This window comes from Patescibacteria group bacterium, from assembly GCA_040387855.1.
Lineage (GTDB): Bacteria > Patescibacteriota > Minisyncoccia > Phycocordibacterales > JAKAEA01 > JAZKCY01.
On the sequence record JAZKCY010000001.1, the window covers coordinates 591,270 to 613,528 of the forward strand.

A 22,259-nucleotide genomic window follows, 5' to 3' on the forward strand; every position below is an offset into this window, starting at 1 on the left:
TTATTTATTTCACTTTATTTTTCTAAATACTTTTAAATATCTTCCCTGGCTTCCATGGAGTTCCAAGTAGCGGCAAGAGATATCTATCTAATCCTATATATCCAGAGATTTTCCAGGCAAGAATTAATCCTATACTTAGTGTAAATAAAATTGGATTTATACTTACGGTCCCTGCTAATAAGAAGTTGAGGTTCATGAAAAGTCCAAAAAAAGCAGCAATTCCAACAAATGCTCCAATAATTAATGCTATTCCAACCAAAAACTCACCATATGACACAACATGAGCCCAAGTATCAGCATTAGGCAAAATAATATTTTGTAAGAAAGCCGCGTACCAACCTTGAACATCTGGATGTTCACCAGAAGATTTTTTAAGAGCTCCCTGGATAAATCCAGATAGGGCTTTTCCTGCACTACTACCTACCCATGCATCACTGTGTAATTTCCCCCAACCAGCATGAAGCCATTCCCATCCCACATATAAGCGTACAACCAACCACAACCATGCCATTTTTGTATTACTGAATAAAAAGCGTGACACAGGCGATTCATCGATGATTACATGACTCATTGGATTTTGTAATTGGTTAAGGAATTAATTGTACAAAGCTATCACCGTGTGATTCTGGAAAACTAGTGCTGTCAAGATTCATAAAGATAAGTTCTTTAGGAGTGATTTTGAAAATTACTTTATTTCTATCTTTGAAGTTCTGTAATTCTTCAATCGGTAAGTTTGTAATATTTTCTCGTTTATAGAGCTCCTCCATTTTTCCCAAAATCCGGATCTGCTCTTCAATATCAGTTACTATGTTTACCTCACCATTAGCCATAACACTAATATGTTCAGGTCCTGTTCCCACTACTACAGCTGCACGAGGATTCATTTCAATATTGATATATTTGCCTGTGTTCCTTTTTGTGACAAAATAAAAGTCTAATGCTTCATCTGCATAATAATATACAGTAGAAGCTCTGGGCTCATCGTTAAACGATGTAGCAATAACGGCTGTAACATTTTCTGAAAGAAACTTTTGTACGTCCTTCTTAACTTGATCTTTGTTGTCCATACTTAGATTGGTTAGCCAATAATTACTACTGATACACCCTTCTCTTCCTTTTTTTTACTATCTGTAAAATCAGACCACTTTAAACGAGTGGGAGTAATTTTATACATGACAACTCCCTTTTCCCAATCAAGCTTTGTTAAGGGTACTGGATAATGAGTATTTTCAGTTGCAATATCAATATATAAGGCAGCTAAAGCATTTATGGTGTTCTCATCAGAAACTATTTCTGCTGAGCCTTCTATTTGAACAGTTTGGGGAGGTTTTGTTTTACCCACAGTAAATGCGACTTTAGATCCAGATGCAATATTTTGATGCTTCTTAGTATTTACAACTGTTGTAAAGTAAATATTGAAATACTCGTCACATATATAATATATAAATGCTGCATGTGGATTACCTTCTGCCACTGTCGCAAGTACACCAACTTTCTCATTCATTAGAAAATCTAATGCATCTTTTTTTGCTTGGTCGTTCATAACCCAAGTATACTCCTGATACTTATTTATTTAAATAGGTAATAGTAATTTGTAACACTGTGGCAAAGCTCACCCAGGCTAGATATGGGATGTTTATAAAACTCACCCATTTTACATAGGGATATATAGCAATAAGTGCCCAAATTAAAGTCCCCAATACTAAAACAATGTCTATAGATGCTAATAAGTTATTTCTTAAACCAAACTGGAGTGGAGTAAAAATGAAATTAAAAATAAGATTCAAAATAAATGGCAGTACTACAATAAATGGAATTTTCTTTGTGAAATAAAGATAGCCAACATAGCCATATGAAATAGCTATTAGTGTATACAGGACACTCCACACAGGACCAAAGAGCCACGATGGTGGCGCCCAACTAGGTTTTAATAATGCTTGATACCATTCGTAGGTTCGCATAGGGATTCAATAAATATTACCGAGCTTTCAAACCTTGATTGTAAATTTTCTTTGCTATAGCATTTTTCTTTTCATCAGAAGCATGCTTGAGCCAGCCAACTTTTTCAATATGTACAGGATGAATTCCAGCAAATCCCAAAATAGCGCGACCAATTTCATTTGTTGAGTCACCAAACAAAATTCGTGAGGCCATAGGCCATGAATCCATGGTAATAATTACTCTACCTGTGCGGCCTTTCAAAAGCTTGTCCCAGCCTAGATGCGGATGAAAATGAAACGCAAAACCAGGGATCCAAAAACGATCAAAGAGTCCCTTCAAAATAGCAGGCATTCCACTCCACCATGTTGGATATAAAACAACTATATGTTCCGCCCAACGAAAATCTTCTTGAAGTTTTTTTAGATCAGGTTCTAGTTCTTGAATTACTTTGTAGCCTTTATGTAGAAGTGGATCAAACTTCATATCGCCAATATTGGCTCGGCGTACTTCATGTCCTCCGGCTTCTGCTCCCTTCTGATATTCATCTGCTAACCGTGCACAAAAAGTACCATCTTTATCTTCCTGACCTAAGAACACCAAAACTTTCTTTTTCTTTGATGGGCCAAACATATTAATTCATCAATTTTTGTAAATCTGACTGATATTTTTGCATTACTATTTGGGCAGCCGCCATTTGATCCATTCCACCCTTCATTTTTTCTTGCATTTCTTCAGCGATTTTTTGAAATAGCGCAGGATCTTTTTCAATAGCAGTAAAGATCTTCTCCTGCTGATCCTCAGGAATATCCTTCATCTTTGACTTCAACATTTTTCTCATCAAAAAGCTTTTCAGTGACATGATTGTACGTTGCGTTAAATTTAATTTTCTTAAGTATACCTTATTTATTTATCAAGAGAAATATCAGTCATTATTGTGACATTGTTTAATTCTCGAGCTATTCTACCGGGAGTCTCCGCTAATGTACCCTCCTCAGACACTACTTTCATCAGAGCATCTTTTTTATTATCACCCGACATATAGGTTAGTACTTGATCAAACTTTCGCATTAACGTGAAAGTACTAGTCATTCGATATTTGTGAGGATTTTTATCTCCCACATCGTACCCAACAATCAACTTACTACCATTAAACAAATGATCAAATGTTTCTGGATCTTCTGGAAATGGCAAAATTCCTGAGGTATGACCGTCTGGTCCAATTCCCACAGTTGCACGAATTATTCCGTCAGGATACATCGTCATCCATTCTTTAATAAAATATTCGTATCGTTCTGCATATAATTCAAGTGTTTCAGGTTCATGTGGAGCAGAATCCAAGAATATACAACCCTTATCTAAGGCTCGAGCATAGAATCCACCAAGATTAAAGGCTTGTAGCTTTGAAAAACTATTTACTTCAGCATCAAATGAGTAACGATCATCAAGCATTCCAATTGTGATGCCTCCTTCCAATGACTCATCATGAATATATTCTAAAAGATCTAATGAAGACCCACCTGAAAGCAAAAGTAATAATGGTTTACCTGCCCGATCACTTATCATTGTATCTAAAGCCTCACCAGCTTTTTGCTTAAGATCTGTTTTTTCTGTAATAATTTTCATATATATGTATGTATGTTAAATATTGTGAGGCATATCTCCTTTCTTGTAGGTTAGCAAAGGAACATTGCGCTTATGGGTAATAATTGGATCGATAAACTTCCAAGACGCACGAACTTCATCCATACTTACAAAATATGAAGCAACTCCATTCATTGCTTCTTTTATTAGTATCTCATATGCATCATTGTGTGATGGATGTTTTTTTTCCATATCAAACACTAGTTCAGAATCATCAGAAAAAGTAATTGTAATTTGAGATTCTTTAGTAGGCATAGCTTTACCAGCCTCAAGACTCACCTGAACGTGTCGTAAGAAACCAGCAGTAATTGAAGTAGAAATCTTTGCATACGTTTCAGTATCAGAAGCTGGATCCACACCATCTTCAGATTGATACCCATTATACTGTGCTCTAACAAATGAATACTTGAAATCTTCTCCTTGTGGAACAGTAAGAGAGCTAATTGCTGCTGCACGAGCTGCTTGAATATCATTTGTAGGTGATGTAAGCATTATGCAGGATGCAATCATAGCTAAAAGATGATTCTGAATTACATCTCTTATTACTCCAACTGAATCATAAAACTCACCACGCCCTTGAATATCAAGTTTTTCTAATACATGTGCATGAATTTTTCGGACAGGTTTTGCTGTAATATTTTGTGATTTCTCAGCAATCATTTCACGTAACCCAGACTTTGCTAAGTAATGGTCAATTCGAAATATATTTGATTCTGAAAAGTATTTCTCTATTGTTTTTTGCAAGCTTTCAGCTGATGCACCATCTATGCCAAATGGTTTTTCTATAAGAAGTTTCCCCGTAAGACCAACTTTTCCAAGACCTTCTACAATGTTTTTATAAAACTCTGGTTGAACTGCAAAGTGAAATAGAACATCTGATTTCTTAGAATATGATTCAAGTTTTGATTTTAATGCTTTGTATGAATCAGCACTATCAAATGTACCTTGTACATATGAAATTTTGTTTAAGAATTGTTCAATTTGCTCATCTGTATATTTTCTAGAATCAAGTGACGGTTTAATAAATGCTCGGTATTCATCGTCATTCCATGGTCGCCGTGAATACGCAACTATAGATACATTTGAAATTGTTGAATCTGAATTAATGAGAGCCAGCAAGCTTGGAATGATCTTCCGCTGAGCTAAATCACCTGTGGCACCAAAGACTACGTATACTGCTGAATATTGTGACATGAAAGAATTATAGCTCAGCACACGTCTCTTATCCACAAGACCTTATATAAACTCGTAATATCTGATATATACTAATAGATGAGTTTGTTTAAGTATCTTAAACAAAGGTCGATGGTTTTAATAGTAGTTTTGGTTAATTAACTAAAATTATGGCAAAAAAATTAGCGGTAATCTTTGGAATAGTTTTTGTACTTGTAGGAGTTCTTGGATTATTTGTACCTAATCCCATCGTAGGACGAGAAGCAATGGATGCTTCTATGAAAAGTCCAATCTTTGTTACAGATGCAATTCACGATCTCGTACACCTTCTCGTTGGTGTTGTGCTCCTTCTTGCTTCTGGAAAAGGAAATAAAGCATCAGCAACGGCTCTCAAAGTTTTTGGAGTAGTATATCTTATTCTCTTTGTAAACGGACTTATTAATCCAGATTTACTTCTTGGATTTGTTAAGCAAAACGCAGCTGATACATATCTTCACTTAGCACTTGGTATTGTTCTCTTGATCGCCGGAATGGCATCACGAGGATCAAATCCAATGGTTATGGATAAATCAACAATGTAGTTTGTACGTACGTATAAATCAAAAAACTCCCAAGCTTTTCGCTGGGAGTTTTTTGATTTAAACTATTGTCGTTTCTACATTCTTAAGTTGTTCTGGAGTATTAATACCTAGAGATTCTTCAAAAGTTGGAATTGCATATGCAGAAACTATTTTGCCTTGATTCTTAGCTAATTTAATCATATCAGTAAGATAGTATTCTTTAGCAGCATTAGCATTTGCGAGGGTTTCGATATTTTCCCATAACCACTTTGCATCAAAACAATAATAACTCAAGTTCACCTCAGCGCATGCTCGTTCTTCTTCACTAGCGTCTTTGTATTCAACAATGCGATCTACTGTGCCATCAACATCACGAATTACTCGTCCATAATTCAAAAACAACGCATGCTCACCTTCAAAACTTGGAGCTATTGCTGTTGCAAGACTAACGGTAGCACCAGTTTTTTTATGTAATTCTAAAAGAGCATTAAGTGTTGTTGCGGTAACAAGTGGATGATCTCCCGGTAATACAACTATTTCTGTATGACCTGCATTAACTAGATTTGGTTTTGCACACATGATTGCATGTCCTGTTCCTAGCTGTTCGGCCTGAAGTGCATAATCATATTTGTTTTCTGTAGCAGCCTTAACGTGCTCAGCCCCATAGCCCACGACAATAGTTGGTCGCGCGCAAAATGATTCTATATTTTCTAATAGATGATGGATTATTGGTATCCCATTAATAGGATGAAGGACCTTAGGTAAATCCGATTTCATTCGGGTACCCTTTCCTCCTGCAAGAATAATTACGTGTGCCATATATTTTATTTTTAACGAGTTTTCTATACTATCAAATTAATCTGTAATGTATAACTTATTTATCAACAGAGTTGTTACTACTTACCATCGAAATAACCCCATATGAAAGCGACACAGGTAAGAATTACTACAGGTTTAAACAATAGAAACCATATGTAGAAATAGACACCAATTGCAATAATTGTGAAAAATATTATTGAATATTTAACAATGTCGTCCCATAGCGTAACTGTCATAATAATGCAACTTACCATAAGAGACGGACTCATGCACTATTTTTTACAGAATAAAAAAAAGGCGTGTACCGGGAGGGGCACAGCCTTGTACCAAGGATCTGTCGAACAAAGTACTAACACTGACCACCATCAGGGTGGTTACTGCCGGCGACGTCGCCGGGCCAGGAGCCCGAGAGCTCCGATTCCGATGAGCGCTGCGCTCGTCGGCTCTGGGACATTGACGCCCCAGTTGTTGGCGTACGCTGTTCCCGGGGAACTGGCGCCACCGAACTCGATCTGGTTGGCGAATGCCGCCAGATCCGCTGTGCGGGTGATGAGAGCACCCGTACCCATGTTGGTCACGTCGAGGCGGAATTGCCCGTCGGTGATCATCGTGAAGCGGATGCTGTACGGATTCCCGTCGAGTGCGGCTAGCGTTTGCTTGCCGCTTCCGCTCTGGAGCTTGAGGTTTGACCCTTCAGCCAAGACGCTCGCCGCTCCCGTACGGGTGGTGGAACCTGCGCCCTCACTCAAGCCGACCCATGTCGTCTGAAGCGAGGTTTGCACCGGCGGAGCGAATAGCACGGTTAAGTGATCGCCTGCCCGGAGTTCGCGCTCGAGAGAACGAACGTACGCGGTGGAGCCGGTCATTGCGAATGACTGGCCGAGGACGGAGTTCTTGATGACTCCCGAGGTGGCAGACGTGCTGCCAACCCAGTTGCCCACGAACCCGACCCCGCCGGCCTTGCCCACGACCGTCTGGTCGAGAGTGTATGCCGGATCGGATCCCTTGAGCTCGGCGATGTAGCCGGCGCTCACGGGACTGGAAAAGACACTGCTGAGGATGAAGGCGATCGTGCTGATCGCCATCATCTTCCCCACTTGGTGAGGAACCTTCATGAGAACCTCCAACGGGCGAATGAAGTGCGAGATCAGCAGGAGCATCCAAGCGCCTGCGGGTCCCCATTGAAGCAACACGACGTACACACGCCGATTAATTGCTGAACTGACTGGACTCAAGTATACAACATATCAAAGAAAAAAGCAAGTACCTCACATATTTGATTTTAGAGCCTAAAATAACGATTCGTACTGATGAGCTTATTTCTGTGGATAAATCTACCCTACTAGTTAATATAAAATTAACGATACATACTTTTGCTCTTTTATAGACGACATTTGCACAAATGCAATTTTCCTGTACAATGATTTTGTTAGTTTTACTGGGCCCTTAGCTCATCTGGTAGAGCACCTCATTTGCAATGAGGGGGTGGCAGGTTCGAGTCCTGTAGGGTCCACAAATAAAATCTAAAGCCGCAGAGATGCGGTTTTTTGCTGGATGTATATAACTTGACTTTATATCAATTTTATGATATTATTCCAGTAGATCCCAAGCGAGATGCAAGGGACGACCTTACCCAAGGAACTGGCGAGATGCTGGTTCCCTTTGTGGCGAGATGCCACGGGAGTTTCGAGATGACTGCTACTGTAACTGGTCCGGCGACGTCGACCCCACAGTTAGATGCCTTCCTCAGGGAGTTCACCTTCCTCAGCAACCACTTCGATTTCAACTGGAAAAAACCGATTACCCACAGGGTGTCCCGGATCAACAGTTCGATTTTGGATGTGTGCGCCATCGGTGAGTATCCCAAGGGACTTTACATCGGTCAACGCTATGTGACCGACCCCGACGAGACGATCGTGCTGTTCGATAAGAATGGCTCGAGAATCGGCGATGTCGGTCGCGCAGTGATCACCAAGGAGATCGACGTAACGACAGGGTTCTGGTGGGACAGGAAAACCCACGTGAAGACCGTGAAGGAAACCACCTACTTCATGGAGTCGATCTGGGATTGCCTGAAGCGGCTGGGCGACGCAGTGAACGAGGTTCACTACATCGTCCGGACCAATTTCAGGAACCAGTACTCTCACAAACCGACGATTGTCGTGTACAAGGCCCCTAAGGGCATGTCGATCATGGAGTTCATGGACTCCGAGATCAAGGAAGCGACCCTCGCGGTTGCAACCGAGATCATGGAGATCGACGGCAACAAGCCGTGCTGCAAGTGCCACTACGCACTACCGCAAGAAGCCAACTTCTGCTCCTCCTGCGGCCACCCGCAAAAGTAAGGAGCACAAAACCTTCCTCCAGGTATAATGGAGACAACCGAGCCCGGCGATTAACTTCGCCGGGCTCAATCACATTTATTTTATTACTTACTCTTCTCTAGTTTCTCTATCTGCTTTTCCAAATCTTTAATCTTCTTTTTTTCTTCTGCCGATCCCTCACCCCATCCAGAAAGCATTGCTAATTCTTCATTTAAGTCTTGTAGCTGTTCTTGTTTTGTTTTCTTTGCCATAGAGATTTATTTTAACAATTCATCCTTCAAATTAATATATACCTTCTGAGAAAGCATTTCTTTCTTGTACAAATCATTTAGTACAATCTCAGTAACTTTGTATGTGGCATTTAGAGTTAACCTGGTGTTGAGTTCACCTATCACGTTTGGGTTTGTTTTATGAATTTCTTCCATTCTCTTTTGAGCATGGACTCGTAGATCCCCGTATAATTTTATTGTACGATCTAAAGAATCCGCTTCAAAAATTCCAATTGGATAATTAACTGTTACTTGCTCTAATTCTTTTATCACCTTACGCAAGATAATTGCTAACGCTCGATAATAGAGATATGCATCGTTGATTTCTTCTACTTGTTGATCACGATTTCCTCGTAATACTTTCATTGTATAATCTGAGGTTCGTTCTATAAATCCTGAGGGGTCATGAGCATAGGGGTCAAAAGATAATGTGCCTTTTTCTAGTTGTTCTCTTTGTAGAGTTAGTTTTTTTAGTATTTTCTTAAATATATGTTCTGAAATTTCGTTATACAAGAACAATTCTTTTAGAAAGTGTTTCTCAATTCCTAAAGCATACATTCGTAATACACGTTCATGATGGGTTGTCTTTGTCCGGTGATGTTCCTGTCTGTGTGAGAGGAATTGTTCAAGTCCTTTTTCATAATCTACTTTGATAATTTCATATGAATGTTTATCGATATACCCTTTTGTGTAGAAATCAGCCAATCTACCCAGCACTCGAGAGTTAATCATAGCCATACTTTCTTCACGTTCGATTTTTTCTATATCAGTAAGATCACTAATCTTTAGCTTTTTTATGAACAATCCAATAGTTGTTGCTTTAAGGAAGATTGTGGCATAGATACACCCAATTGTTACAGCTAGAATAAACTCTTTAGGACTAAGGGCATGCGTCCAGCCAGGAATAGATAATGAATCTGGAATGAGTAAACCAACCATAATTGCCAATGCACCTCTCAAACTCCCCCATGCCAATAAATGTTGCCATGACATTGGAATATGGGCTTCTTTCTTTCGCCAATTTACAAATCCAACAATTGGATATATAGAGAGTGCTCTCCCTACAGCTACAATTATTACACTTGCAATAATTGGCCAAATGAGATCTGTAAATGCAATTGGAACAGATATAAAAATAAGTCCCATCAAAATAAACACCAAAGAGTTGGCAATAAAGGCAAACTGTCCCCATACTTTTTCAACATATTCTTCGGCACGAATTGAGATTTTATATCGTCCGTAGTTTCCGAGGACCAATGCAGCAGCTGTAGTTGCAATAATTGGTGAGAGTTTTACTTCCTGACCAAAGAGTATTAAATGTTCAGAAATAAGTTCACTGAGAATAAATGTGAGGTGTGATACTACAAGAGTCAATGTAATACTTACAAATTCATTGTCACGAGTATATTGGATGAACTTCGAAAATACCCATCCCATAAATGTTCCAAAGACCAACCCAAACGTTAGCATCATTATAAATATGAAGATGCCATGCACTACTGAAGCTGCTCCGTGAAATCCCGACTGGGCAATTTCAAGTACAACAAGAAAAAGTGCTACAGCTGTAGCATCATTAAATATACTTTCTCCTTCAAATATAAGGGCAAGCCGCTTTGGCGCTCCATATTCTTTAAACAATGCGAGTACTGCTACAGGGTCAGTAGATGAAATAAGCGAAGCGAAAAGCAGTGCCACTATAAATGGTATTGGGAATCCAAAAAAGTTGAAGACAAGATACATTGCTCCTGCAATGAAAAATGCTGAGAAAAGTAAGCTTATAAATGCCAATGCTGATATGGATCGTACATTCTCCATAATCTTTCGGAACTCCATATTATAAGCAGATTCAAAGAGAAGAATCGGCAAAAATACATAAAATAGAAGATTAGGTGTAAGTGTAAATTCCTTAATAAACGGGAAAAACTGTGCTAAAGGCACCAAGATCACTCCAATAGCTACCAATAATACGGTATATGGTAGTCGAACCTTTTTTGCCAAGAAAAAAGCACTACTAGCTATAGTGAGGAGGGTAAACAGGGCTAAGACGTATGATAATGTGATATCCATATGTTTTTTAAATTGTGCTCTACTATTCTATGCTTGATGAGGATGATATTCAAGTTTTTTTTGCTATACTATACGTATGGGCAACAAACCTACTTATAAAAAGATAAGTGAGTTCCTTCTCTCCTTTCTTATTACATGTTATGAACTAACTGCTGGCTTCTTTTCAACTGTTGGCAGGGTTTTGCAGAATATTAGCAATTCTATTCCAAATTGGGAAATTCGAGAAAAAGCACATCCCGCATTATTGCGATTTGGAGTAGCTTTCATTTTGTGTTTAATCGCTATTGGTATTAAAAGTATTGCAGATCCGTACTTCGCATCGAGTCATCCTTTTCTGTTTTTCTATGGAGTCATCGTAATAAGTGCATGGTATGGAGGAAGTCGACCAGGCATATTTGCAGCAATATTTGTATCTGTATTTGCCTATTATGCATATTTGAAACCGTTGAACCCAGATGCAACTGGACCAAACGTATTCGCATCATTTACATTTTTCATACAAGGACTACTTGTTGTAGGAATTAGCGCAACAATGCACAAGACTCAGCAAGAATTTGAAGAGAAAAAAAGATATACCCAATATTATGCCAATATCGCCCGTCATATATCTGATGCTGTAATTTCTACAGATGAAGATCTCATAATTCAAAGTTGGAATGACGGAGCCGAACAATTGTATGGATGGAAAGCAGATGAAGTACTTGGAAATAAACTTCACGATATTATCTCGTATTCTAGTGGATCAAATGCTAAAAGAAGTATTCTGGAAGTTCTAGATATTGATGAACACTGGAAAGGCGAAGTCGTCCATCATCGAAAAAATGGATCACGTATTCATATCCTTACGTCTGTATCAAAACTCTATGGCGAAGATAATGAAATCCTAGGTGTAGTAATGGTTAATAAAGACATTACAGACCGCAAAAAGCTTGAACAAGGAAAAGATGACTTTATTGCTCTTGCCAGCCATGAACTAAAAACTCCCCTTACCAGTGTAAAGCTTTATACCGGAATCTTAAAACAACTTTTCACTAAAAATGCTGATCCTAAGCCTTTAGAGTATTTATCTAAGGTTGATGGACAGATAGGCAAGCTTCTTGAGCTCGTAAATCATCTTTTAGATGTATCTAAGGTGCAGGCAGGTAAGATTCAATACCAGTTTGAGCCAGTGGAATTAGACAAATTTGTAGTAGAAGTTGCACATGATATTCAACAAATTACTACGAGTCACACACTTACGATTACTGGTAAAACAGGTAAAATAGTGGCTATAGATAAGGATAGATTGCGGCAAGCAATTGTGAATATTTTAAATAATGCTATAAAGTACTCAGCTCAAGCACATACGGTGAATATTACGTTAACTAAAGAGCGAGATCAGGTTCGAGTTGCAATTCAAGACTTTGGTGTTGGTATTCCTAAAGAAAAGCAACACAAAATCTTTGATCGATTCTACCAAGTCAACGATTCTAAAGGGTATACTTATTCAGGTATGGGACTTGGCCTTTATATTACTCATGAGATAATAGAGAAACATAACGGTAAATTATGGGTCGAAAGTGAAGAAGACAAAGGTTCTACATTTATATTTACATTACCAACCTTAAGAAAAGGATATGAGCAAAAAAAAGACAATTCTCCTCGTAGATGATACTCCTGATATTTTAGATGCGTTAGAACTAGTTCTTGGCATGGAAGGTTATGCTATTGAGCGAGCAACAACGCAATCACAAGTTGATGAAAGAATAAAAGATACTTCAGAACTTCCAAATCTGATTTTACTTGATGTACTTTTATCGGGACAAGATGGTCGAGTTATAGCAAAGTCACTTAAAGCAGCATCTAAAACAAAAAATATTCCTATCATTATGATGTCTGCTCATCCAAATGTTTCTAAAACTATTACAGAAGCTGGTGCAGATGATTTCATTGCCAAGCCATTTGAAATGGAAGAGCTTCTCTCAAAAATTAAAAAGCATATATCTAAGAAATAGGTTTATTTAGCATAATGTATATATTTGACACAGTGTATTATATATAGTATAATACAGGTAGTTTAGTGGAGGCTAATCATGGTGATAGCAGCATTTGCTGCTTGTACGGCTGTGAAAAGGTTGTGGGCGAAGTTCTTGCGCTTCATGCGTATCCTCGCCCTGATCTTAGCAGGAGTAATCCTGGGATGGTACGCAAAAACGTACCACCACAAAATCTCCAAGACATGGCAGTATCAGATGGCTTTCGGCTGGCTAGCCGATGAACCAACTGAGAAAGTCAGAGTCACGGAGAAAGTCTCCGACGGGACTGTAACCGTCGCGAGAATCCCAGGCAAAGCGTGGCATGCATTCCGGGAGGAGTTCAACAAACCTTCCGAGGTGCCGCCAGCATCCCCTGCCACACAGCCAACAACCAAACCAGCACAACGCTGGTGGCCCTTCTACCTAAGGAGCAAACCCGGACCGGGATAATTATTTCCCCACGTCCAACGCCCTGCATCGCATTTCACTATGCGATGCAGGGTTTTCGTTTATCTACGATGTGTATGAGCAAGAGTGATTAGATGCTCAAGAAAATCAGGAAAAGAAACTCCAATAGATTCCAAAGACTGTGGCAATAATGACTGTGGTGTAAGTCCAGGCAACGTATTTACTTCAAGAATGTACACACCTCTTCGGGGAGTTACAATAAAATCTGAGCGAGAGTAATGTCGCAAGCCTAAAGATTCATGTGCTAGTTTTGCTAGTCTTTGAATTTCTGCTTTTTCTAGTGCTGTAAAATTGCCTGGGTATATTTCCTGAGTCTTACCGTTATATTTTGATTCATAATCAAAATGATCTGTATGTGAAGGATGAATTATTTCAACAGGTGGTAATATGTAGTGCGTTTCCCCACGTAATCCGTCGATAACTCCACAAGTAGCTTCCTTTCCTCGAATGTATTCTTCCATAAGTACCGTATCAGAATATTGAAATGCATTATGAAAGGCTTCTTCTAAATGATTGAAATTTTTAACAATACTTACTCCCATTGATGATCCTGATGTTGCAGGTTTTACTACTATTGGCAAAAAGAAATGATGAAACGCATAACTCACTTTCTCTTTTAGATTGTCTGTATGTCGTATAACTGTATGATATGGAGTTTTTAATCCATGATGAGTAAAAGCATTTTTTGAAAGTATCTTATTCATACCTACAGCTGATGCCATAGAACCAGAGCCAGTATATGGAAGTGCTAGCGCATCAAGAATTTGTTGCACCTTACCATCTTCGCCATATTCACCGTGTAGCGCATTAAAAACAACATCAACATGAGCTAATGCACGCTCTGGAGATTTTTCCATACCATCTCGATGCCAAGTACCATCTTTTGAAATAAAAATATCGTGGCCGTGATATTTTTCTGGGAGATGTTTCAAAACAGCACCTCCACTTTTTAGAGAAACATCATATTCACTTGATGGACCGCCACGCAATACTGCCACTCGTAGTTTTGTCATTACATCTAGTATAACAAATGATGAGGCACTTTTGTTTCGCGTGTGTGTATAAAAATTGAATTAACCAATTTTGTCTCGTTTTTTTCTATGATAAGCCAAAGCAAATCTGTGAGCTTCGCTATTTACGAGCAAAATAGATTTACCATGATTTATTACAGTCTGCTGATCCCCTAGTATTTCTTTTGGTTTATGTCGTTCATCTTTTATCACAGCAGCAAGCTCAATTGTGAGCCCTCGTTCTTTAAGCACAGCTTGTGCAGCATTCATCTGAGCAGTACTACCATCAACAACAATCAGATTCGGCATAGGCCATTCTAAGTGCCCCAAACGTCGTCTTAAGATCTCTTTAAGTGCTCCTGTGTCATTAACTCCTGGATTTATTTTAATTTTAAATTTTCTATACTGCGATTTATTTATTTCACCATCTTCTACAACTACCATTACACCAACAACAGACGTTCCAGAACTATGCGCCACATCATATGCTTCTATTCTAAATACATCATCAGATCCAGATACAGCTCCACCTGCAGAATCATAAATTTTATTAGTACTCTTGAGAAGTGCTACATCATGAATGTGATTGAGGGCAAAAATAGTATTTCGTGCTCGTGATGCGAGTTCAAATTCCTGAACCTTTGCATAAGCATCCATCTGCTTCTCAAGATTTTTAATAAGTGCTTTCTTTTTACCTTCAAAAAACATTCTTAGATTTTGGATATGGTCACTATATGCTTCTTGAGTAATCTCGCCAGTACATACTCCTGGACACAAGCCGATCTGCCTATTGAAACAAGGTTTACCAGACTGAGGTGTACACTTATTGTCAGAATAAGGAAAAATCTTCCTAATTATTTTCATTGCCACTTTAAGCTGGCCTCCATGAGGAAACGGCCCAAAAATATATTTATATTTTTTATTATCCTGCTCTGTTAAGACAGTTCTCCCTCGAACTGTTAAAATCTTTGGAAAATTCTCGTTAGTAAAGACAACATAGTTGTAGCTTTTATTATCTTTTTCTTTTGTATTAAATCGTGGTTGATGAGTTTTTATGAGATTTGCTTCAAGCAATAGAGCCTCAAGTACAGAATCAGTTTGTGTAACATCTATGTCATGAGCAAGAGCGACCATATCCACCAAAAGTCTTCCACGAGTTTGAATAAGATCAGCACCAAAATAACTTCGCACGCGATCGCGAAGTGATGTGGCTTTGCCAATATATAAAATATCTCCTTGGGAATCTTTAAAGAAATACACACCCGGTGTATCAGGTAATTTTTCAGATATGATTTTAAATTCTTGACCTGTCATGATTTAAATAGTACGTTAGTTAAGGGCGACGGGCAAATTCACATTTTAGCGAGGTGTCTATGAATTCTCTCAGAGGGCATCTCCAGTCTGATGAGGAGATGCTCAACCAATGTACGATGTTGCAGTGGCCAGTTGTGAAAACCTGGCTGTTTGTCTGCAATCATCTTCCCGCTCTCGTAGTCTGCACCATTGTTGCCGGCTGCGCGATCGTCTGGATGTGCAAGAATTAGGGTTCGTCTTCCGAGGCGAGCTTTTTTTATGTACCATTTGACAAACTCATCTATTAGGCGTATCGTTTTAGTAGCACTCTTGCCCTTAGGGCAGAAAGGTTCCTCTATGACCGCGTTGGAACGACAAGACTGGCTGAAGAAGCACTCGAGCAACCACATGACCATCATCATGCTCAGCATGTTCGGTGGCGGTGGGATCGCGGCACTCCTCAGCGTGATCTGGAAAGAGTCGTACTACCTCATCGGCCTGATCCTGCTGGCCCTGGTGGTCGACATCGCCTACGTGTGGGTCATCGACATCCTGGCCACCAAGGAGCTGAAGGTTCGCGCTGCTCGAGCCGCACCGCCGGCGTCGACATCGACCCCCATACGCAGTGCGCCATCAGACCTACAGGCAGCCTAAGACCATTCGGCCCCCCGTTTGGCCTTTTTTATTTCAAAATTTTCTTCAAATACTTTCCTGTGTGAGACTTAGGATTGTTTGCAACATCTTCAGGAGTTCCCTTTGCCACAATCTTTCCTCCTCCTACTCCTCCTTCAGGTCCAATATCTATAATATAATCTGAGCACTTAATGAGATCCATATTGTGTTCGATAACCATTACCGTATTTCCTTTATCTACAAGCTTCTGAAGAATTTCAATAAGTTTATTTACATCTTCATAATGAAGACCAATTGTTGGTTCGTCCAAAAGATAAATAGTCTTCTGTACATGAGGCTTGTATAATTCTGAAGAAATTTTAACTCGCTGTGCTTCTCCACCAGAAAGTGTTGTTGCAGATTGACCCAATTTTAAGTATCCCAAACCTACTTCGTTGAGAGTTTTAAGTCTGTCTGAAATTGCCGGAATATCTTCAAAAAATGTAGTTGCCTCTTCTACTGTCATTTCAAGCACATCATAAATACTTTTCTTTTTGTACTTTACTTCAAGGGTTTCTTTCATAAAGCGCTTACCGTCACAAATATCACAGGGCACATACACTGTGGGCAAGAAACTCATTTCAACAGCAATTTCACCATTTCCCTGACATGCTTCACATCGTCCACCTTTTACGTTGAATGAAAATCGATTTGCCTTCCATCCTCGAGCTCGCGCTTCAGAACTTGTAGCAAACAAGTCTCGTATAAACGTGAATGCACCAGTATATGTGGCAGGATTTGAGCGTGGTGTACGTCCAATAGCTGATTGATCTATAAGTACTGCTCTTCCTACATATTCAGTTCCATGAAAACTTGAGCAATTAAATATGTCATTAGTTCTATAGCGCTTTTCAAATCGTCCCTGCAAATTCTTATGGACAATCTCATACATGAATGTAGATTTTCCAGATCCAGAAACTCCCGTTACAGTAATCAATCTTCCAAGAGGAATATCAATATCCATATTTTTGATATTAAAGATATTTCCACCCCGCACCATAATTTTACCTTTATCCTGATCTCGACGTTCGCTAGGTACTTCAACTACTTTTTCACCACGAAGATATGAAAGCGTTACCGATCCAGAATCATTCTTTTTTGCTGTTAGCAATTTGTCTAAATATCCAGATACCACAATTTCACCACCATGAACTCCTGCTCCTGGTCCGATATCAATAATATAGTCAGAGGCAAAAATAGTATCTTCATCGTGTTCTACAACGATAATAGTATTCCCCATATCTCGTAGATTAAGAAGCGTTTTAATGAGTCTGTCATTATCTCGCTGGTGAAGACCAATAGTTGGTTCATCGAGTACGTAGAGCGCTCCTACAAGGCCCGATCCAAGCTGTGAAGCCAAACGAATTCGCTGAGCTTCTCCGCCAGACAATGTGTTGGCACGTCGATTGAGAGTAAGGTACTCGATACCCACATCTATCATAAAGATCAAACGCGCCTCTATTTCTTTAACCACAACCTTTGAAATACTTTTTTCTTTTGGAGTTAACTTAAGATTTGAAAAGAAATCAAATGTTTCTTGAATAGAAAGCCCAACAAGATCAGAAATATTTAGCCCTGCAGGCTTTGTATAACCTGAGTTACTTTTTGCTTTTGTTTTATCTTTAGGATTTTCATCTGTTCCTAAGAATACATGCAATGCTTCTTCTCGTAGTCTAGTTCCATTACAAGTAGGACACAAATCTTCACCCATAAAATACTTAGTACCCAAGCCGTTACACGTTGGACATGCTCCATAGGGTGAGTTGAATGAAAACAAACGAGGTTCGATTTCTGGATATGAGAATCCATCATATGGACACATAAACTTTGAAGAAATTAGTTTTTCTTCTTCAGGTGTGCATACTCTTAATAAACCTTTTGATTCTTCCAAGGCTTTTTCTACAGCTTCAGATAAACGTTCTTTAGCTCCTGTTTCTGTCTTTGCATGAAATTCACTCACATACATTTCATCTACAAGCACATCTATGTTGTGCTTCTTATTTTTATCCAAAATTATTTGCTCTCGAAGTTTTTTGACTTCTCCATCTATTTTTACCTGCTCATATCCTTTACCTAGTAAATCATAAAGCATTTGATAGTACTCACCTTTGCGACCGACTACTATAGGCGACCAAATTTGAACTTTTAGTTTGTCATATTCAACTCCCATTACTTCGTGCTTTTTGCCTTTTGTATCAACAGCATTAATAGTCTCAAGAATCGTACTCATGATTTCTTCTTGAGTGAGCTTTTTTATTTCACGTCCACATTCCAAACAGTGAGGTCGGCCAATACGAGCATACAAAAGTCTTAGGTAATCATAAATCTCAGTTATAGTAGCTACGTTTGAGCGTGGATTATTTGATCGAGATTTTTGATCAATAGAAATAGCTGGAGAAAGACCAATGATTTCATCAACATCAGGTTTTTGCATTTGTCGCAAAAACTGTCTGGCATATGAAGAAAGAGATTCTATATATCGTCGTTGACCTTCAGCAAAAATAGTATCAAATGCCAAAGACGACTTTCCTGATCCAGAAAGCCCTGTAAATACAACCATTTTATTGCGAGGCATTTCAACGGTCACATTCTTAAGATTGTGAGTTCGTGCTCCTTTTACAATGATTTTGTCTTTATTATCACCGCCGATGTCTGTTTTTGTGGCCATACTAGTTATATAAAAATGATGCGTTAAATCCCTATGGCGCTGGCCGTAGGGGTTGTATATCTCTTTGAATAGACAGATTCTAGCATACTTTCTGACAAATTGAACTTACAAATAAAAAAACACGTAGTGAGCCGAAGCAAACTGCGTGTGTATGGTACTACTTTTCCACCTTGATCTTAAGCATCTCCATCTTCCGATCGAGGTCTCCACGGGTGATGTTGAGTGATGCTGCTGCGGCAGAAATGTCGCCCTTATGACGCAGCAACACCTGCCCGATCAGACGCTTCTCAGCATTGTCCTCATCAATTTGCTTGATGTCAGCAGCCGCTTTCTGAGGCGTTGAGGACCCTGCAAGCCGACCAATTCCTGTGAGGTCCTCGGGCCGCACTTGCGCAGCCGCGCGGTTCTCGCGGCGGATGGCATCGTACACCTCTTTGCGGTGAACGCTGATCTCCCGAGGTGCGGTGATCCCGAGACGAACTTTGTCGCCTCGGATGTCGACGACGGTGACCTCAATATCGTCGCCTATCATCACTGTCTCATCGCGTTGGCGTGACAGTACTAACATGTGGCGGTCCTCCTAAACGTGCTTCGCACGCGTGGGGTGCGAAGTGAAACTCCGTTTCAAAGGTTGTCCCGCCACGTTGGCAAGAACAAAACCTAGTTTGAAAATAACACTTATATATGAAAAGTCAAGAGCTGTCTGTTTTAAAACAAATTATAAAAAAACTGTGAGCATCCCCGGAGGGACACACACAGTTGTGCTACGCCTTTTCAGGCTCGAGCGGGCCGAAGACGAGGGTGTGACCCAGGTCGGGCGACACCAAGAAGAACACGTCTTGCCGTGAAGCGGGACCCAGGACTTCTCGTCCTGTCAGGATCACCGTGGCGATCAGGTTGACCTTGCAGATCTCCGCTGCCCGCTTGGCGGCAGCGCTGGGATCCTCCACCTCGAAGCCGATCACGTTGGCCGGGTTGTTGAGCGTGGCGCTCACATCGGCGTTGGTCCGCTCGATGAACACCGGCCGGACCGTGGCCATCTCGAATGGCCGGTAGGTGGCCCCGGGGGTCACGTTGGGATTGCCTTCCTCCACGATTTCCCCGATCTCGTTCACGATCCGGCAAACGGCCGCGAGGGCGTTGGGGTTCACGAAGGTCGGACAAAAACGAACGATTGGCTTTCGCATAGCTACGCCTCCTGGCGTACGGGTTAAGAACTCAAAACACGGTCTATACTATACCATAATATGTGTATCTAGTCTACATATTACTTCTTACCCTTCTTTTTACTTCCCTGCTTTTCCAATCTCTCAATAAGCTCTTTTATTTCATCACGTAAAATTGCTGCAGTTTCAAAATCGAGTTGCTTCACTGCATCATTCATGTGCTTTTCTTTTTCAGCAATTAATTTCTTTGGTTCTTTTTCAAATCGCTTTTCATCTATTTTGAGCAAATCAAATACTGTCTTTTGATGTTCACTTTTTATATGCTCAGAAATATCATTAATATTTTTAATAATAGTCTTTGGAGTAATATTATGCTTTGTATTATATGCAACCTGAATTTCTCGTCGGCGATTTGTCTCACCAATTGCTCGTTCCATTGATCCGGTCATAACATCCGCATAGAGAATTACTCGTCCCAATACATTTCGAGCGGCTCGTCCAATTGTCTGAATAAGCGAAGTTTCTGATCGCAAAAAGCCTTCTTTATCTGCATCCAAAATTCCAATAAGCTGCACCTCAGGCATATCCAAACCTTCTCGAAGTAAGTTGACCCCCACAATTACATCGAACTTTCCTTTTCGGAAATCAGAAATAATTTGGATTCGCTCCATTGTTTTTATTCCCGAGTGAAGATATTCAGCTTTGATTTTCTTTTCTTTCAGATATTCACTCAAATCTTCAGCCATCTTTTTAGTAAGTGTAGTAGCAATAACTCGCCCACCATTCTTAATAGTCTTTTCTGTTTCTTCAATAAAATCAAAAATTTGTCCCTTATAGCTACCCTTTTCTACAACTGGTCGCACAGTAAGCTCAGGATCAATTAGTCCTGTAGGTCGAATCACTTGTTCAACAAACACTTCACTCTTTTCCTTTTCGTATTTACCTGGAGTTGCCGATACATACATAGTCTGGCCCACTCGAGCTTCAAATTCATTAAACTTCATTGGTCTATTATCACGAGCCGAAGGAAGTCTAAAACCATGTTCAATAAGTGTATCTTTTCGAGACTTATCTCCAGCATACATACCATTGAGCTGCGGGACAGTCACATGAGATTCGTCAATCACAGTTAAAAAGTCGGGAGTTCCATCTGCCTTATGAGGAAAATATGCGAGAAGTGAATCGGGAGCCTCACCTGATGGTTTACCAGAAAAATGTCGGGAGTAATTTTCAATACCGTTGCAATAACCAATCTCCTGAATCATAGCCAAGTCATAACTCGTGCGGCGTTTGAGTCGTTCTGCTTCGAGAATCTTTCCCATGGAATTTAGTTCTTCCAAGCGCTCTTTGAGTTCTTTCTTAATAGAAACCACTGCACGTTCTAATTGTGGTTTGTCGGTAATAAAATGTTTAGCTGGAAATAAGAAAAATGTTTTTACTTCTTCAATAATAGATCGTGTGATTGCATCTATCTTTGTAATGCTTTCTATAGTATTTGCAGAAAGTTGGATTTTATAAATAACGTTTTCACTCACTGGCATAATTTCCACAGAGTTTCCAAGTGCTCGAAATACTCCAGGATTGAGATCGGCTCCTGTTCGTTCGTAATGAATATCAATAAGCTTTCGAATAAATTCTGCACGTGAAATAGTCATACCTACATCGATACGCATATTTACTTTTTGATATTCAACTGGACTTCCCAAGCCGTAAATACAAGAAACTGTTGCAACGATCAATACATCTTTGCGTGTTAAAAGAGCCTGTGTTGAGGCATGTCTCAATCTGTCTATTTCCTCATTGATTTGAGCTTCTTTTTCAATAAAAGTATCAGTAACTGGAAGATACGCTTCAGGCTGATAGTAGTCGTAATATGATACGAAATAGTGGACTGCATTATCTGGGAAGAATTCTTTAAACTCCTGAGCAAGCTGTGCCGCAAGAGTTTTGTTGTGAGCAATAACAAGGGTCGGTTTTTGAATTGCTTGTACTACATTTGCTGCAGTAAAAGTTTTTCCTGATCCAGTTACACCCAAAAGGGTGAGATGCTTCATATCCTTCTTCAATCCATCAACAAGCTTTTCAATAGCTTTTGGTTGATCTCCGGCGGGTTTATATTCAGATTTAATATTGAATCCTGACATGTCGATACTATACAGTTAAATAGACGTTT

Annotated in this window: 24 protein-coding genes, 1 tRNA gene and 1 pseudogene; 7 read left to right on the forward strand and 19 right to left on the reverse strand. The window is 39.6% G+C overall.

The annotated features are described in order from the left end of the window. Positions 1 to 22: 22 nt before the first annotated feature. Genes V4519_03310 through V4519_03345 form a run of 8 tightly spaced genes read right to left on the reverse strand, consistent with a single transcriptional unit; the run spans position 23 to position 4,776 of the window. Positions 23 to 571 carry a DoxX family protein gene (locus tag V4519_03310; protein MES2437018.1) on the reverse strand — a complete coding sequence of 183 codons (549 nt, stop codon included), beginning with the start codon at positions 569 to 571 and terminating at the stop codon, positions 23 to 25. 16 nt (positions 572 to 587) lie between these two features. Beyond that, positions 588 to 1,067 (reverse strand): pyridoxamine 5'-phosphate oxidase family protein, encoded by a 480-nt coding sequence (locus V4519_03315; GenBank protein ID MES2437019.1) that lies wholly within the window; start codon positions 1,065 to 1,067, stop codon positions 588 to 590. 11 nt (positions 1,068 to 1,078) lie between these two features. Further along, positions 1,079 to 1,543, reverse strand: coding sequence for a pyridoxamine 5'-phosphate oxidase family protein (locus V4519_03320; protein MES2437020.1), 465 nt, complete (start codon positions 1,541 to 1,543; stop codon positions 1,079 to 1,081). Positions 1,544 to 1,565: 22 nt separating this feature from the next. Further along, on the reverse strand, positions 1,566 to 1,961 hold the full coding sequence (locus tag V4519_03325) for a TspO/MBR family protein (protein ID MES2437021.1): 396 nt from the start codon (positions 1,959 to 1,961) through the stop codon (positions 1,566 to 1,568). A 16-nt stretch (positions 1,962 to 1,977) separates the two neighbouring features. Beyond that, positions 1,978 to 2,571 carry an NAD(P)H-dependent oxidoreductase gene (locus V4519_03330; GenBank protein MES2437022.1) on the reverse strand — a complete coding sequence of 198 codons (594 nt, stop codon included), beginning with the start codon at positions 2,569 to 2,571 and terminating at the stop codon, positions 1,978 to 1,980. A 1-nt stretch (position 2,572) separates the two neighbouring features. Continuing rightward, complete coding sequence (locus V4519_03335) at positions 2,573 to 2,800, reverse strand: hypothetical protein (protein ID MES2437023.1); 228 nt, start codon at positions 2,798 to 2,800, stop codon at positions 2,573 to 2,575. A 44-nt stretch (positions 2,801 to 2,844) separates the two neighbouring features. Then, positions 2,845 to 3,564, reverse strand: a complete 720-nt coding sequence (locus V4519_03340) for a 6-phosphogluconolactonase (GenBank protein MES2437024.1) — start codon at positions 3,562 to 3,564, stop codon at positions 2,845 to 2,847. A gap of 15 nt (positions 3,565 to 3,579) precedes the next feature. Next, positions 3,580 to 4,776, reverse strand: coding sequence for a hypothetical protein (locus V4519_03345; protein MES2437025.1), 1,197 nt, complete (start codon positions 4,774 to 4,776; stop codon positions 3,580 to 3,582). A gap of 149 nt (positions 4,777 to 4,925) precedes the next feature. Between V4519_03345 and V4519_03350 the strand changes: the two genes are divergently transcribed. Further along, a complete protein-coding gene (locus V4519_03350; GenBank protein MES2437026.1) occupies positions 4,926 to 5,336 on the forward strand; it encodes a DUF4383 domain-containing protein in 411 nt (136 codons plus the stop codon). Positions 5,337 to 5,393: 57 nt separating this feature from the next. Here the strand turns inward: V4519_03350 and V4519_03355 are convergent, their stop codons facing one another. Together V4519_03355 and V4519_03360 are read right to left on the reverse strand one after the other, a co-directional pair. After that, complete coding sequence (locus tag V4519_03355) at positions 5,394 to 6,134, reverse strand: NTP transferase domain-containing protein (GenBank protein MES2437027.1); 741 nt, start codon at positions 6,132 to 6,134, stop codon at positions 5,394 to 5,396. Between the two features lie 374 nt (positions 6,135 to 6,508). Then, a complete protein-coding gene (locus tag V4519_03360; GenBank protein MES2437028.1) occupies positions 6,509 to 7,294 on the reverse strand; it encodes a PEP-CTERM sorting domain-containing protein in 786 nt (261 codons plus the stop codon). Positions 7,295 to 7,574: 280 nt separating this feature from the next. On the opposite strand from V4519_03360, the gene V4519_03365 reads away from it, so the two are divergent. Beyond that, positions 7,575 to 7,647 (forward strand) — tRNA-Ala (locus V4519_03365). Between the two features lie 178 nt (positions 7,648 to 7,825). Then, a complete protein-coding gene (locus V4519_03370) occupies positions 7,826 to 8,479 on the forward strand; it encodes a zinc ribbon domain-containing protein (protein ID MES2437029.1) in 654 nt (217 codons plus the stop codon). Positions 8,480 to 8,562: 83 nt separating this feature from the next. Here V4519_03370 and V4519_03375 read toward each other — a convergent pair whose 3' ends face one another. Both V4519_03375 and V4519_03380 read right to left on the reverse strand, forming a co-directional pair. Then, positions 8,563 to 8,709 (reverse strand): hypothetical protein, encoded by a 147-nt coding sequence (locus V4519_03375; protein ID MES2437030.1) that lies wholly within the window; start codon positions 8,707 to 8,709, stop codon positions 8,563 to 8,565. 6 nt (positions 8,710 to 8,715) lie between these two features. After that, entirely contained in the window at positions 8,716 to 10,794 is a 2,079-nt protein-coding gene (locus V4519_03380) for a sodium:proton antiporter (protein ID MES2437031.1), read from the reverse strand. 76 nt (positions 10,795 to 10,870) lie between these two features. On the opposite strand from V4519_03380, the gene V4519_03385 reads away from it, so the two are divergent. The 3 genes from V4519_03385 to V4519_03395 all read left to right on the forward strand — a co-directional run bounded on the left by V4519_03385 (position 10,871) and on the right by V4519_03395 (position 13,259). Next, on the forward strand, positions 10,871 to 12,445 hold the full coding sequence (locus V4519_03385; protein MES2437032.1) for an ATP-binding protein: 1,575 nt from the start codon (positions 10,871 to 10,873) through the stop codon (positions 12,443 to 12,445). Continuing rightward, positions 12,411 to 12,788 (forward strand): response regulator, encoded by a 378-nt coding sequence (locus V4519_03390; GenBank protein ID MES2437033.1) that lies wholly within the window; start codon positions 12,411 to 12,413, stop codon positions 12,786 to 12,788. The genes V4519_03385 and V4519_03390 overlap by 35 nt, the downstream gene beginning before the upstream one ends. Positions 12,789 to 12,866: 78 nt before the next feature. Beyond that, on the forward strand, positions 12,867 to 13,259 hold the full coding sequence (locus V4519_03395; protein ID MES2437034.1) for a hypothetical protein: 393 nt from the start codon (positions 12,867 to 12,869) through the stop codon (positions 13,257 to 13,259). A 59-nt stretch (positions 13,260 to 13,318) separates the two neighbouring features. Here V4519_03395 and V4519_03400 read toward each other — a convergent pair whose 3' ends face one another. Beyond that, positions 13,319 to 14,290 (reverse strand): D-alanine--D-alanine ligase, encoded by a 972-nt coding sequence (locus V4519_03400; protein ID MES2437035.1) that lies wholly within the window; start codon positions 14,288 to 14,290, stop codon positions 13,319 to 13,321. Positions 14,291 to 14,350: 60 nt separating this feature from the next. Continuing rightward, entirely contained in the window at positions 14,351 to 15,601 is a 1,251-nt protein-coding gene (locus tag V4519_03405; protein ID MES2437036.1) for a UvrB/UvrC motif-containing protein, read from the reverse strand. A gap of 336 nt (positions 15,602 to 15,937) precedes the next feature. Here V4519_03405 and V4519_03410 point away from each other — a divergent pair, with 336 nt between their 5' ends. Continuing rightward, the gene (locus V4519_03410) at positions 15,938 to 16,234 is read left to right on the forward strand and encodes a hypothetical protein (GenBank protein MES2437037.1); all 297 of its coding nucleotides are present in this window, start codon (positions 15,938 to 15,940) and stop codon (positions 16,232 to 16,234) included. A gap of 28 nt (positions 16,235 to 16,262) precedes the next feature. On the opposite strand, the gene uvrA is transcribed toward V4519_03410, so the two are convergent. The 5 genes and pseudogenes from uvrA to uvrB all read right to left on the reverse strand — a co-directional run bounded on the left by uvrA (position 16,263) and on the right by uvrB (position 22,230). Next, on the reverse strand, positions 16,263 to 18,920 hold the full coding sequence (gene uvrA, locus V4519_03415; GenBank protein MES2437038.1) for an excinuclease ABC subunit UvrA: 2,658 nt from the start codon (positions 18,918 to 18,920) through the stop codon (positions 16,263 to 16,265). Positions 18,921 to 19,077: 157 nt separating this feature from the next. Further along, a complete protein-coding gene (locus V4519_03420) occupies positions 19,078 to 19,308 on the reverse strand; it encodes a helix-turn-helix domain-containing protein (protein MES2437039.1) in 231 nt (76 codons plus the stop codon). Further along, positions 19,306 to 19,488 (reverse strand): annotated as a pseudogene (gene csrA / locus V4519_03425) (carbon storage regulator CsrA). Before csrA ends, V4519_03420 begins: the two are co-directional and overlap by 3 nt. A gap of 196 nt (positions 19,489 to 19,684) precedes the next feature. Further along, the gene (locus tag V4519_03430) at positions 19,685 to 20,107 is read right to left on the reverse strand and encodes a hypothetical protein (GenBank protein ID MES2437040.1); all 423 of its coding nucleotides are present in this window, start codon (positions 20,105 to 20,107) and stop codon (positions 19,685 to 19,687) included. Between the two features lie 80 nt (positions 20,108 to 20,187). Beyond that, positions 20,188 to 22,230, reverse strand: a complete 2,043-nt coding sequence (gene uvrB / locus V4519_03435; protein MES2437041.1) for an excinuclease ABC subunit UvrB — start codon at positions 22,228 to 22,230, stop codon at positions 20,188 to 20,190. Between the last annotated feature and the right edge of the window lie 29 nt (positions 22,231 to 22,259).